Annotated in this window: 11 protein-coding genes and 1 tRNA gene; 4 read left to right on the forward strand and 8 right to left on the reverse strand. The window is 62.2% G+C overall.

The genetic code is table 11. The features are described 5' to 3' along the window. Positions 1 to 24: 24 nt before the first annotated feature. From fabI to fabA, 3 genes are read right to left on the reverse strand one after another with little or no spacing between them, the layout of a single operon-like run. On the reverse strand, positions 25 to 831 hold the full coding sequence (gene fabI, locus RB548_RS19895; protein ID WP_331372914.1) for an enoyl-ACP reductase FabI: 807 nt from the start codon (positions 829 to 831) through the stop codon (positions 25 to 27). A 4-nt stretch (positions 832 to 835) separates the two neighbouring features. Then, positions 836 to 2056, reverse strand: a complete 1221-nt coding sequence (gene fabB, locus RB548_RS19900; protein ID WP_331372915.1) for a beta-ketoacyl-ACP synthase I — start codon at positions 2054 to 2056, stop codon at positions 836 to 838. A 47-nt stretch (positions 2057 to 2103) separates the two neighbouring features. After that, positions 2104 to 2619, reverse strand: coding sequence for a 3-hydroxyacyl-[acyl-carrier-protein] dehydratase FabA (gene fabA, locus RB548_RS19905; protein ID WP_153442463.1), 516 nt, complete (start codon positions 2617 to 2619; stop codon positions 2104 to 2106). Positions 2620 to 3006: 387 nt separating this feature from the next. On the opposite strand from fabA, the gene irrA reads away from it, so the two are divergent. Then, positions 3007 to 3429: an iron response transcriptional regulator IrrA gene (gene irrA, locus RB548_RS19910; protein WP_153442464.1), complete on the forward strand. Its 423-nt coding sequence runs from the start codon at positions 3007 to 3009 to the stop codon at positions 3427 to 3429. Between the two features lie 59 nt (positions 3430 to 3488). On the opposite strand, the gene RB548_RS19915 is transcribed toward irrA, so the two are convergent. From RB548_RS19915 to RB548_RS19930, 4 genes are all read right to left on the reverse strand, one after another. Further along, complete coding sequence (locus tag RB548_RS19915; protein ID WP_331372916.1) at positions 3489 to 4124, reverse strand: trimeric intracellular cation channel family protein; 636 nt, start codon at positions 4122 to 4124, stop codon at positions 3489 to 3491. 276 nt (positions 4125 to 4400) lie between these two features. Continuing rightward, the gene (locus RB548_RS19920) at positions 4401 to 5186 is read right to left on the reverse strand and encodes a YdcF family protein (RefSeq protein ID WP_331375024.1); all 786 of its coding nucleotides are present in this window, start codon (positions 5184 to 5186) and stop codon (positions 4401 to 4403) included. Between the two features lie 202 nt (positions 5187 to 5388). Further along, positions 5389 to 5464: transfer RNA gene (locus RB548_RS19925), tRNA-Ala, on the reverse strand. A gap of 251 nt (positions 5465 to 5715) precedes the next feature. Then, positions 5716 to 6105: a TIGR02300 family protein gene (locus RB548_RS19930; protein WP_331372917.1), complete on the reverse strand. Its 390-nt coding sequence runs from the start codon at positions 6103 to 6105 to the stop codon at positions 5716 to 5718. 286 nt (positions 6106 to 6391) lie between these two features. On the opposite strand from RB548_RS19930, the gene aroA reads away from it, so the two are divergent. The 3 genes from aroA to rpsA all read left to right on the forward strand — a co-directional run bounded on the left by aroA (position 6392) and on the right by rpsA (position 10266). After that, entirely contained in the window at positions 6392 to 7759 is a 1368-nt protein-coding gene (gene aroA / locus RB548_RS19935; protein ID WP_331372918.1) for a 3-phosphoshikimate 1-carboxyvinyltransferase, read from the forward strand. Further along, a complete protein-coding gene (gene cmk, locus RB548_RS19940) occupies positions 7759 to 8397 on the forward strand; it encodes a (d)CMP kinase (protein ID WP_331372920.1) in 639 nt (212 codons plus the stop codon). Before aroA ends, cmk begins: the two co-directional genes overlap by 1 nt. A gap of 162 nt (positions 8398 to 8559) precedes the next feature. Beyond that, positions 8560 to 10266: a 30S ribosomal protein S1 gene (gene rpsA / locus RB548_RS19945; RefSeq protein WP_136509254.1), complete on the forward strand. Its 1707-nt coding sequence runs from the start codon at positions 8560 to 8562 to the stop codon at positions 10264 to 10266. Positions 10267 to 10347: 81 nt separating this feature from the next. On the opposite strand, the gene RB548_RS19950 is transcribed toward rpsA, so the two are convergent. Beyond that, the gene (locus tag RB548_RS19950; protein WP_331372921.1) at positions 10348 to 11994 is read right to left on the reverse strand and encodes a hypothetical protein; all 1647 of its coding nucleotides are present in this window, start codon (positions 11992 to 11994) and stop codon (positions 10348 to 10350) included. Positions 11995 to 12548 lie beyond the last annotated feature (554 nt).

Genomic DNA, 12548 nt, shown 5'->3' on the forward strand with positions numbered 1-12548 from the left:
TCCGAATAACCCGGATCGGCTGTCTTACTCCACGTCGGCTGTGCGCAACGCCTCGAGCGTCGGCATGGAGGTGATGTTGTAGCCGGAATCCACGTAATGGATCTCGCCCGTGACGCCGCGCGAAAGGTCGGAAAGAAGGTACAGCGCGGAATTGCCGACATCGTCGATCGTCACCGTGCGGCGCAGCGGCGAGTTCTTCTGCTGCCAGGAAAGCATCGCGCGTGCGTCCGAGATGCCGGCGCCGGCGAGCGTGCGGATCGGCCCGGCGGAGATCGCGTTGACGCGGATGCCGCGCGTGCCGTAGTCGGCGGCGAGATAGCGTACCGAGGCTTCGAGCGCTGCCTTGGCGACACCCATCACATTGTAGTTCGGCATCACCCGCGTCGAGCCGCCATAGGTCAACGTCAGCATCGTGCCGCCTTCGCTCATCAACTCTGCGGCGCGCTTGGCGATTTCGGTAAAGGAGAAGCAGGAGATGACCATTGTGCGGCTGAAATTGTCGCGCGTGGTGTCCGCGTAAAGCCCCTTAAGCTCGTTCTTGTCGGAAAAGCCGATGGCGTGAACGATGAAGTCGAGCCTTCCCCAGCGCTCCTTGAGCGCGGTGATCACGGCGTCGACCGAGGCGATGTCCTCGACGTCACAGGGCAGGAGGAAGTCGGAATTGACTTCGGCGGCGAGCGGCTTCACCCGCTTGCCGAGCGCTTCGCCCTGATAGGTGAAGGCAAGTTCGGCACCCTGGGCGGCGAGTGCCTTCGAGATTCCCCAGGCAATAGAATGGTTGTTGGCCACACCCATGATGAGGCCGCGCTTTCCGTTCATCAGTCCGTTCATTGTGTTATCCGTTGTAGCGCTGGAAGACGAGCGTGGCGTTGGTGCCGCCGAAGCCGAAGGAGTTCGAAAGAACCGTGTCGATCTTGGCGTTGTCGATCCGCTTGCGGACGATCGGTACGCCCTCGAACTCGGGGTCGAGCTCGCTGATATGCGCGCTTTCGCCGATGAAGCCGCCCTGCATCATCAACAGGCCGTAGATCGATTCCTGGACGCCGGCAGCACCCAGCGAATGGCCGGTGAGAGATTTGGTCGACTGGATATGCGGCATCTTTTCGCCGAAGACTTCGCGAATGGCGCCGATTTCCTTGGAGTCGCCGACTGGCGTCGAGGTTCCGTGGGTGTTGATGTAGTCGATATCGCCCTTCACGGTCGCGAGCGCCTGACGCATGCAGCGCACGGCACCCTCGCCGGATGGGGCAACCATGTCGTAACCGTCGGAGGTTGCGCCATAGCCGATGATCTCGGCATAGATCTTGGCGCCGCGGGCCTTGGCATGCTCCAGTTCCTCGAGCACCAGAACCCCGGCGCCGCCGGCAATCACGAAGCCGTCGCGGTTGACGTCATAGGCCCGCGAGGCCGAGGAGGGCGTGTCGTTGAACTTCGAGGACATGGCGCCCATGGCGTCGAAGAGGTTGGACATGGTCCAGTCGAGATCCTCGTGGCCGCCGGCGAACATCACGTCCTGCTTGCCCCACTGGATCATTTCCGCGGCATTGCCGATGCAATGCGCCGAGGTCGAGCAGGCGGACGAGATCGAGTAGTTGACGCCATGGATCTGGAACCAGGTCGCAAGGGTGGCCGAGGCCGTCGAGGACATCGCCTTCGGGACCGCGAAGGGACCGATGCGCTTGGGGCTCGTGTTCTTGCGGGTGACATCGGCAGCCTCGACGATGGTGCGGGTCGAAGGACCGCCCGAGCCCATGATGATGCCGGTGCGTTCGTTGGTGATGTCGCCGGCTTCGAGGCCCGAATCCGCGATTGCCTGCTTCATCGCCACGTGGTTCCAGGCGCCGCCCTGCGACAGGAAGCGCATGGCGCGCCGGTCGACGAGTTCCGTCGGGTCGAGCGATGGCGCACCCCAGACCTGGCACTTGAAGCCGTTCTCGGCGAAATCCGGGGAAAACGTGATGCCTGATTTCGCATCGCGCAACGACGCCGTGACTTCCTCGGCATTGTTACCGATCGAGGAAACGATGCCGAGGCCCGTGACAACTACCCGTCTCATGGTAATGACCTTTTCTTTACTTGAACCCGTCCTGGCCGTTTTGCGGCTCAGTCGGCCTTTTCCTGGAAAAGACCGACCCTGAGGTCGCTGGCCTTGTAGATCACTTCGCCATCGGCCTTCATCCAGCCGTCGGCAATGCCGAGCACCAGGCGGCCGCGCATCACGCGCTTGAAGTCGATGCCGTATTCGACCAGCTTGGTCTTCGGCGTCACCATGCCTGTGAATTTCACCTCGCCGGTGGAGATCGCGCGGCCCTTGCCGGGCTCGCCGAGCCAGCCGAGGAAGAATCCGGTGAGCTGCCACATGGCGTCGAGGCCAAGGCAGCCGGGCATGACGGGGTCGCCCATGAAATGGCACGGGAAGAACCAGAGGTCCGGCGTGATGTCGAACTCGGCGCGGATGTAGCCCTTGTCATGCGGGCCTCCGGTTTCCGAGATGTCGGTGATGCGGTTGAACATCAGCATCGGCGGCAAGGGCAGCTGGGCATTGCCGGGGCCAAACATTTCACCTCGGCCGCAGGTCAGGATTTCCTCATAGCTGAAGCTGGATTGTCTGGTTGTCATGAATGGCTATTTCCCCGAGTGACTGAGTGTTCTCCGACCTGCTTTAGAGCAAGTTCGGGCTGAATTGAAGCGTGGCGCTGCGCCAATGGCAATACTGCCCGCCGCAGTTTCCGCCTCGACGATATCCTATAAGGTAGTGCGGATGGCGGCGAAAACCCGCTTCACTTTTTCTCTCATGCGGCTCTTATTGGCGACATCGTCCCGCCGTCGCTTACAGTATGAATGTGGGCACGACCAGAGTTAAATGCCAGCCTTCCCCCGCTTTGGGCCGATTTTCAGGCGTTTGCACCCCTGGAAGCTCGGAATCTATTGAAAGCGGCGGCGGCAGAAGTTATATCGCAAACGGATAATCTGTGAATTTTGGCCAGGATACCGAAACGGCTGCGTATGACGAAAGCACCACAAATGTGTTCGCAGGAGAGGCTGCGCAATTCGGGGTTGCGCCCGACACGCCAGCGTGTCGCGCTTGCGGATCTCATTTTCGCAAAGGGCGACCGTCATTTGACCGTCGAGGAACTGCACGAAGAGGCGGTCGAGGCCGGCGTTCCGGTCTCGCTCGCGACCGTCTACAACACGCTTCACCAGTTCACCGAAGCGGGCATGATCCGCGTGCTGGCGGTCGAGAGCGCCAAGACCTATTTCGACACCAATGTGTCCGATCATCATCACTTCTTCGTCGAAGGGCAGAACGAGGTGCTCGACATTCCGGTGAGCAATATCCAGATCGACAATCTTCCGGAGCCTCCGGAAGGCATGGAAATCTCCCATGTCGACGTCGTGGTCCGCCTGCGTCGCAAGTCCGACCGCTGACCGGACGAACGGCGCCGCGTCCGTCGGACGCTGATGGCGCCTGATATTTTCGGGAACTGCTACATCACGTCGTTCGGGTCGCGGCCCGGGCCGGCCTTGTCGATCGGCAACGTCCAGCCATACCGCAACGCACCGCCGCGCACGGCAAAGGCCGCCAGCACGCCGAGTGCCGAGGTCACGGCCAACGGCATGCCGATAACCGTAGCGGATACGAAGGCGCCGGCGCCGACAAGAGCCGCGGTGACGTAGATCTCCGGCCGCAGCAGCACGGAGGGTTCGCCGGCGAGCAGATCGCGCAGGATGCCGCCAAAGGTTGCCGTCAGCACGCCGGTCACGATCGCGACGACCGGCGAGCCTGTCGCCGCCAGGCCCTTCGCTGCACCCATGACGCAATAGGCCGAAAGGCCGATCGCATCGAGCCACATGAGCACCCGGTAGCGGGACTCGAAGCGGTGAGATGTGAGGAACACCAGAAGCCCGACCGAGGCACAGACGATCAGATAGGCAGGGTTCAACACCCAGAACACCGGTGTGGCGCCCAGGATCACGTCGCGCATCGTGCCGCCGCCGATGCCGGTGACCGAGGCCAGGAAGAGATAGCCGATGATGTCGAGTTGTTTGCGGGACGCTGAAAGCGCGCCGGTCGCGGCGAAGACGGCGACACCGGCATAGTCAAGAATCTCGAGGATCGGCATGGGTGCTCCGCGCTGGACTGCGTTGATCAAGGATCGACGCTATCCGCGATCATTAGCGTAACGCTGCGATTAAGTCAGCGGGCGGCTCTGTCATCCGGATATAAGCTACAGCTCGAAATCGAAGGCACTTGCCCCTCGCCCTGGCCCTCTCCCCGGAAATACGGGGAGGGGAGACTGAGAGGCCGCGGCTCGTCCCTTCGCCCCGCGTGCGGGGAGAAGGTGGCCGGCAGGCCGGATGAGGGGCGTCACCGGGACGCCGTATCGCGACAGGCAGACTTAATGCGGCAAAAGCGCTTGCGTCCGGCCGAGCAGGTAATAGGCGAGCAGCCCGGTCCATTCCTTGGCGGCGGTGGTCGCCAGTTGCGCATTGAGCGAGGGCTGGGTGAAGTCGAAGCCAAGCCGCACCTTGCCGTCCGTCCGATAATCCGTCGGCCAGGGCATCACGTCGATGCCGAACGAACGAAAGAGGCCGACCGAGCGCGGCATGTGGTAGGCAGAGGTGACAAGCGCGCAGTGCTCCATTCGGTTCGCGCTTAGCAAGTCCTTGGTATTGCGCGCGTTCTCGAAGGTGGTGCGCGAATCTTCCTCGCGGACCAGTCGATCGGGGGCGATGTCGAACGCGTCGAAGAACGCCCGTGAGGCTTCCGCGTCGCCGGCATAGCCGCCGCTCAAGGAACCGTCCCCGCCCGACACGAGGATGCGTGCGGCAGGATAGGTCCTGGCGAGCCGAACGGTCTCGACGAAGCGCTCCGCCGCCTGGTTGAGTTCGATACCACCGCGCCCGGCAATCACCACGTTCTCGAAGGCGCCGCCAAGTACGATGATGCAGGAGAGCTCCGCCGGCGGCAAGGGGCGGGGAAACCGGTCCTCGAGGATTTGCAGGAAATAGGAGCCCGCTGTCGTGAACAGGGTCAGGGACAGCACCGCGAGGCCGAGCGAGCCGAAAATGCCGCCGATGCGTGCGCGGCCGCGCAGCGCCAGCAGAAAGCCGATGAGGACGCTGAAGAAGGCGAGGGAGAGCGGCTGGGCAAGGAGCCAGAAGATTTTCGAGACGAGAAACATGAGGTAACTGTTCTGGCGCCTGGTGGTTAATTTTTTGCAAATTCCGGGCGTCTTCATGCCGGCAGCGAGGCCGTCGCAGTCGTCACCCGCTGAAGCTGCTGTCGTCACCTCGACATTCTGACGACGTTGCCGAGCAATGCAACGCGCGCGCAAGAAATCCTCGCCGTTGTAAGCGTTCGTATCGCAAGTCATTGGAAAATTTTGGTGGAGCTAAGCGGGATCGAACCGCTGACCTCTTGCATGCCATGCAAGCGCTCTCCCAGCTGAGCTATAGCCCCATCAGGGTCCGGCAGTGCCGGTTCCGGGAAGATCGCCGGGTGTTTGCCCGGCGAGTGGCGGCTTATTACTTCTGCTTTTTGCAGATGGCAAGCCGAAAATTTAAAGCCGGTGCGATTTTATTTCTCTTCCGGGAAAACGCCCCGACCGCAGGGTGTCGTAACGGGCGGGGCGTCTTTCATGCGTGATTTGAAACGCTTAGCGTGATGAGAGGCGTGGGCGACGGGTTTTCCCGCCCACTTCCTGCCGATAATTAGACGTCTTCATCCTCGTCGGAGACACCGATGAGGTCGCTCATATCGTCTTCGTCGTCTTCGTCGTCGGTCTCGAGGAAGGTGTCGTCGTCATCGCCGTCGATTTCGACATCGTCGTCGCCGAGATCCGGCAGGTCGTCGCCGCCCGATGCCTCGTCGTCGGCATCCTCGAGCGAGACGAGTTCGACCTCCGTGTTCTCCGTATCGACTTCCGTTACGTCTTCCTCTTCCTCCTTCTCGAGCACCTTGGCGACGGAGCTCTCCTCGAAGAAGGACAGCGGATAGGACTTGCCCGTATAGGGGGAGACGATCGGATCACGGTTCAGATCGTAGAATTTGCGCCCCGTTTCCGGGTCGATGCGCTTTGTTCCAAGTTCCGGTTTTGCCACAGTCAAAGCCTCTTGAATGGCCGGACGAGCCGGCTCTTGCCGGTAAGCCGGCGGGTGGAAAGTTATCAAGCTTATGATGATTAGCCGGTCCCCATAATCATCTTGACGACTTCTGTCAAAGACAAACTTCGGCCGGGCCTCGCTCGCATTTTCTTCGTCCGGGAGGATGACCCTATTTGTGCTTTATGTTAGGGAGCCGACAAGACCGGCGGTCCGCTCCCTAACGCGTGAGAAGGGCGTGATGTTCCGTGGCTGCCGGCAGCCGGATTGTCAGAGGAAAAACATCATGTCCCATGGCTCAAGCCCGCGGCCTGCCACCGCAAAAAAGTCGTCCGATCTCAAGGGCACAGTCCGCATTCCCGGCGACAAGTCGATCTCGCACCGCTCCTTCATGTTCGGCGGTCTTGCTTCGGGCGAGACGCGGATCACCGGCCTGCTTGAAGGCGAGGACGTGATCAACACCGGCAAGGCGATGCAGGCCATGGGCGCCAAGATCCGCAAGGAGGGCGACACCTGGATTATCGACGGCGTCGGCAACGGTGCGCTGCTCGCGCCGGAAGCGCCGCTCGATTTCGGCAATGCCGGCACTGGCTGCCGGCTGACCATGGGCCTTGTCGGCGTCTATGATTTCGACTCGACCTTCGTCGGCGATGCCTCGCTGACCAAACGGCCAATGGGGCGCGTGCTGAACCCGCTGAGGGAAATGGGCGTCCAGGTGACATCGGCCGAAGGCGACCGGCTGCCGGTGACGCTGCGTGGGCCGCAGACGCCGAACCCGATCACCTATCGCGTGCCGATGGCCTCTGCCCAGGTGAAATCAGCCGTGCTGCTCGCCGGGCTCAACACGCCCGGCATCACCACGGTCATCGAGCCGGTGATGACGCGCGACCACACCGAAAAGATGCTCAAGGGTTTCGGCGCCAATCTGACGGTCGAAACCGATGCGGACGGCGTGCGCACCATCCGCCTCGAAGGGCGCGGCAAGTTGACGGGCCAGGTGATCGACGTGCCCGGCGACCCGTCATCGACAGCCTTCCCGCTGGTGGCCGCCCTTCTCGTGCCGGGCTCTGACGTCACCATTTTGAACTTGCTGATGAACCCGACCCGCACCGGCCTCATACTGACGCTGCAGGAAATGGGCGCCAATATCGAAGTCATGAACGCGCGGCTTGCTGGCGGCGAGGATGTCGCCGATCTCCGCGTGCGTTATTCGGAGCTTAGGGGTGTCACGGTGCCGGAAGAGCGCGCCCCGTCGATGATCGACGAATATCCGGTGCTCGCCGTCGCTGCCGCCTTCGCCGAAGGCGCGACCGTCATGAACGGCCTCGATGAACTGCGAGTCAAGGAATCCGACCGCCTCTCCGCCGTCGGCGACGGCCTGAAGCTCAACGGCGTCGACTGCGACGAGGGCGAGGCCTCGCTGGTCGTGCGCGGCCGCCCCGGCGGCAAGGGCCTCGGCAATCTGTCGGGTGGTGAGGTCAAGACCCATCTCGACCACCGCATCGCCATGAGCTTCCTCGTCATGGGGCTCGCGTCCGAATATCCGGTGACCGTCGACGACGCGACGATGATCGCAACCAGCTTCCCGGAGTTCATGGATCTGATGACGGGGTTGGGCGCGAAGATCGAGCAGACGGAAGCCAAGGTGGCTTAATGACACTCACCATCGCCATCGACGGACCCGCAGCGGCCGGCAAGGGTACGCTCTCGCGCCGGATCGCCGAGGAATACGGTTTCCACCATCTCGATACGGGGCTCACCTATCGTGCGGCCGCCAAGGCGCTGCTCGATACCGGGCTACCGTTCGATGACGAGGCGGTGGCCGAAAAGATGGCGCGCGAGGTCGACCTGTCCGGTCTCGACCGCTCGGTGCTTTCCGCCCACCAGATCGGCGAGGCGGCGTCGAAGATCGCGGTGATGCCCGCCGTGCGCCGGGCACTGGTCGAGGCACAGCGCGCCTTTTCGCAAAAGGAGCCGGGAACCGTGCTCGACGGGCGCGATATCGGCACCGTTGTCTGCCCCGACGCTGCCGTGAAGCTCTACGTCACGGCGTCGCCGGAAGTCAGGGCGAAGCGGCGTTTCGACGAGATCATCGCCGGCGGTGGCTCGGCCGATTACGACGCGATCTTCGAGGATGTGAAGAAGCGCGACGAGCGCGACATGGGCCGGGCCGACAGCCCGCTTCGCCCGGCGGCGGATGCACACTTGCTTGACACTTCGGAAATGAGTATAGAGGCGGCATTCCAAGCGGCGAAGACGCTGATCGACGCGGCCTTGCGAGAGAAGATTTGAAGAAAGCCATCATCGGCTCCTGCCGGATCGCCTTCTTTTAAAGCCTGAAATTCCGTCCACGCGCCGGATTGCCCTTCATATGGGGCGGACTGGGTTCAGGCCCGTTTAACGCTAACCCCCGGCGCATGTGCGTCTCTTCTTTGAGATGCATCAGGAGATTTTATGTCTGCAACCAACCCCACCCGTGATGATTTCGCAGCGCTTCTCGAAGAGTCCTTCGCCAAGACGGACCTCGCCGAAGGCTATGTCGCCAAGGGCGTCATCACCGCGATCGAAAAGGACGTCGCGATTGTCGACGTCGGTCTGAAGGTCGAAGGCCGTGTGCCGCTGAAGGAATTCGGCGCCAAGGCCAAGGACGGCTCGCTCAAGGTCGGCGACGAGGTCGAAGTCTATGTTGAGCGCATCGAAAACGCGCTCGGCGAAGCCGTTCTGTCGCGCGAAAAGGCTCGTCGCGAGGAAAGCTGGCAGCGCCTGGAAGTGAAGTTCGAAGCCGGCGAACGCGTCGAAGGCATCATCTTCAACCAGGTCAAGGGCGGCTTCACCGTCGATCTCGACGGCGCCGTAGCCTTCCTGCCGCGTTCGCAGGTCGACATCCGTCCGATCCGGGACGTCACCCCGCTGATGCACAACCCGCAGCCCTTCGAAATCCTCAAGATGGACAAGCGCCGCGGCAACATCGTCGTTTCGCGCCGCACGGTTCTGGAAGAGTCCCGCGCCGAGCAGCGTTCTGAAATCGTTCAGAACCTCGAGGAAGGCCAGGTTGTCGAGGGCGTCGTCAAGAACATCACCGATTACGGTGCGTTCGTCGACCTCGGCGGCATCGACGGCCTGCTGCACGTCACCGACATGGCATGGCGTCGCGTCAACCATCCGTCGGAGATCCTGAACATCGGCCAGCAGGTCAAGGTTCAGATCATCCGCATCAACCAGGAAACCCACCGCATCTCGCTCGGCATGAAGCAGCTCGAGTCCGATCCGTGGGATGGCATCGGTGCGAAGTATCCGGTCGGCAAGAAGATCTCCGGTACCGTCACGAACATCACCGACTACGGTGCATTCGTCGAGCTGGAGCCGGGCATCGAAGGCCTGATCCACATCTCCGAAATGTCCTGGACCAAGAAGAACGTTCACCCCGGCAAGATCCTGTCCACCAGCCAGGAAGTCGACGTTGTCGTTCTCGAAGTCGATCCGACCAAGCGTCGTATCTCGCTCGGCCTCAAGCAGACGCTAGAGAACCCGTGGCAGGCCTTCGCGCATAGCCACCCGGCTGGCACCGAAGTCGAAGGCGAAGTCAAGAACAAGACCGAATTTGGTCTGTTCATTGGCCTCGACGGCGATGTCGACGGCATGGTTCACCTCTCCGACCTCGACTGGAACCGTCCGGGCGAGCAGGTCATCGAAGAATACAACAAGGGCGATGTCGTCCGTGCTGTCGTTCTCGATGTGGACGTCGAGAAGGAGCGCATCTCGCTCGGCATCAAGCAGCTCGGCAAGGATTCTGTCGGTGAAGCTGCCGCTTCCGGCGAACTGCGCAAGAACGCCGTTGTTTCGGCTGAAGTCATCGCGATCAACGATGGTGGCATCGAAGTGAAGCTCGTGAACCACGAAGACATCACCTCGTTCATCCGTCGTGCGGACCTGTCGCGTGACCGTGACGAACAGCGTCCGGAGCGCTTCTCGGTTGGTCAGGTTGTTGACGCCCGCGTCACCAACTTCTCCAAGAAGGACCGCAAGATCCAGCTGTCGATCAAGGCCCTGGAAATCGCGGAAGAGAAGGAAGCCGTCGCTCAGTTCGGTTCGTCCGACTCCGGCGCTTCGCTCGGCGACATTCTTGGCGCTGCCCTGAAGAACCGCCAGACCAACGAATAATCGTTGGTGAATTTGAAATAACGAGCCCGCGGAGAGCGATCTCCGCGGGCTTTTTCGTTGAGTGGGACGTGCGAGGGCCGGTCAGCCAAGACCGCCGAGCTTTCTGTAGAGATCATAGGCATCGATGGCGCCGGGCTCGTCGCTCTTCTCTTCCATTTCGCCGTTGGAGGATTCCCTCGCTGGCGTTTCGCGATCGCCTTCGTCGCTCTTTGCGTCTGCTCCAGCATCGCTGTCCCCGTCGCCAGTCCACTCCTGCGGGTCGGGCTTCTCTATAACGTCTTCGGCCTCCGTCTTGGCCGGGGGGTAGGGAACGAGGGCGAATGGTATCGCCTCGCGGGGAAGCCCGTTTTCGACGAGACGGGTGATCATCTGCTGCATCGTCGGATCGTCGACGGCGTTCGACGCCTTCGCTTGGTTCCCCGGGCGCAGCGCCGCCGTCTTATCCGGCTCGTCGCCGGATCCCGGGCCGCTCATCGGAGAGGCCCCGGTCGCCTCGTTCCTGGGGCGCATGAACGGCGAACGTTCCGCCGCATCGCTTTCCGGCGGTGCCGCCGGCACCCGCAGTCCCGTCTCACCGGCCGTCGGTTCCGCCAGGTTTCCGCCTTCGCCCAAAATTTCGGGAAGGGCGAGGCCCTCACGGACAAATGCTTTTACGGCCTCGGCAGAAAAACGTGCGGCCTGACCGCTGGGCTCTCCGCGTGCACCAGCAGGTCGCGTGCCGTGTCCGTCGCCTTCCATATCGGGCGTGGGGCGGCCATAGGTGCCATCCGCATCGAGCCCGTCGTCATCAACCGCTTCGGCAGTCCCGCGTTCGAGCAAGGCCGTCTCCGTGTCGGTTGCCGCCGCTTCGGCGTCTTCCGGCACGGCGGGAAGGGCCGGCGGAGAGGCGTCGAGACCTTCCGCTTCGCCAGCAAAATAGGCGGTCCCGGCGGCGTCAATGCCGGGATCGACCACTTCGCCTTCGGCCTGCGTTTGTGAAAGCGCCGCATCGGTCTCAGCTACTTCACCCTGCGTTCCGCCGCCAGCAACCGATGCTGCTGTCTCCATGTCCGCGCGGGCCGGAACGTGGACCCGCCGTGTACCCGCGTCCGAGGTCCTTGCGGTATCCGACCTCCTGGCGTCCTTCGGCACCTCGTCCGGCGCTTCTTCAAACATCGCCTCGGCCGGATCGCCCTCTTCGTCTGCGCCGAAGGTTTTCTTCAGAATCGATTGAAGCAGCGCGACCTCGCTTGATGCAGAAGCCTTTATCGCGGCGAACTGAGGCGGTGCGGCCGTCTGTACCGGCAGATTGCGGATCGCTTCCTTGGGCTGAGATTGAGGAAGTCCCGCATTACCTCCCGCTGGTGCGGTTCTTTCGCTATTACCGGACGGCATGGCGGTCAGCACGGCGAGGCGCTGTGCGAGGCTGCGTCCGCCGAGTTGCCGCTCCAGGAGCAGACGCTCCGGCATCGGCATGGACTGAAGGAAACCGATCAGCCGCTTGACGAAATCACGGCCGCTTTCCTGCGGCAAGGGCGGAAACTTGAGAATGCGCGCAAGATCCTCCATCAGCCGCACCAGCGCGTCCTTGGAAAGAACCTCCTTGCCGGAGAGATGACGGCTGAGCGCGTCGAGGATTTTCTGGATCGCCTCGGCGCGCTGACCTGATGGAAGGGCCGCATGGCGGATCGGCGACGTGGTTTCGCCGATTGGCCCGGCCGCGTTCCTGGTCGTGAGAATGGGCAGCATTCCGGTTTCCACTTCGCTAGCAGCAACGTCCCCGGCGTCCTCGCAACACTGCGAGTAAAACTCGGCGCAAGGCCCCGAGCGGCGTCGGATCTCCATGATTGCTGTCGGAGAGCGCTTCATGCGCGCAACGGCCGTGGGCCGAGCCAACCACGGCCTGGCCGCGGACACTTACAGCGCCGCGCGTCTACTGCATGTCTCCTTAAAATCGACCTCGATTTAAGGACAAAGACATGCAGCAATTCAAAGTGCTACAGCGACCTTTGCGCGTCTGATAAGACGCGCGGCGCTGTAGTCGGTCGCGCGAGGGGACGCTGTAACGCTCTGATCCTCTGCGTGTTTATCCTCAAATCGTTGAGGTTTAAGGAAACATGCAGTAGGGCATGATCGTTAAGGGTAGGCTAAAGAAGTTTATGAAATCTTAACCATACCGCAGGCCCGGCAGAGACCTTGCCGCCACTTGCGCGACGGCCATTCCCGGTCCATCCTGCCCCTATAGCGCCGCGCGCCCTATCAGACGCGCAAAGGACGCTGTAGCACTTCGAATTGCTGCGTGT

The sequence above is a fragment of the Sinorhizobium chiapasense genome, from assembly GCF_036488675.1.
Classification (GTDB): domain Bacteria; phylum Pseudomonadota; class Alphaproteobacteria; order Rhizobiales; family Rhizobiaceae; genus Sinorhizobium; species Sinorhizobium chiapasense.

Excerpts from the sequence above, each read along its gene's own strand:
- fabI (WP_331372914.1), bottom strand. The coding sequence starts at position 831 with ATGAACGGACTGATGAACGGAAAGCGCGGCCTCATCATGGGTGTGGCC.
- fabB (WP_331372915.1), bottom strand. The coding sequence starts at position 2,056 with ATGAGACGGGTAGTTGTCACGGGCCTCGGCATCGTTTCCTCGATCGGT.
- fabA (WP_153442463.1), bottom strand. The coding sequence starts at position 2,619 with ATGACAACCAGACAATCCAGCTTCAGCTATGAGGAAATCCTGACCTGC.
- irrA (WP_153442464.1), top strand. The coding sequence starts at position 3,007 with ATGACGAAAGCACCACAAATGTGTTCGCAGGAGAGGCTGCGCAATTCG.
- RB548_RS19915 (WP_331372916.1), bottom strand. The coding sequence starts at position 4,124 with ATGCCGATCCTCGAGATTCTTGACTATGCCGGTGTCGCCGTCTTCGCC.
- RB548_RS19920 (WP_331375024.1), bottom strand. The coding sequence starts at position 5,186 with ATGTTTCTCGTCTCGAAAATCTTCTGGCTCCTTGCCCAGCCGCTCTCC.
- aroA (WP_331372918.1), top strand. The coding sequence starts at position 6,392 with ATGTCCCATGGCTCAAGCCCGCGGCCTGCCACCGCAAAAAAGTCGTCC.
- cmk (WP_331372920.1), top strand. The coding sequence starts at position 7,759 with ATGACACTCACCATCGCCATCGACGGACCCGCAGCGGCCGGCAAGGGT.
- rpsA (WP_136509254.1), top strand. The coding sequence starts at position 8,560 with ATGTCTGCAACCAACCCCACCCGTGATGATTTCGCAGCGCTTCTCGAA.
- RB548_RS19950 (WP_331372921.1), bottom strand. The coding sequence starts at position 11,994 with ATGCTGCCCATTCTCACGACCAGGAACGCGGCCGGGCCAATCGGCGAA.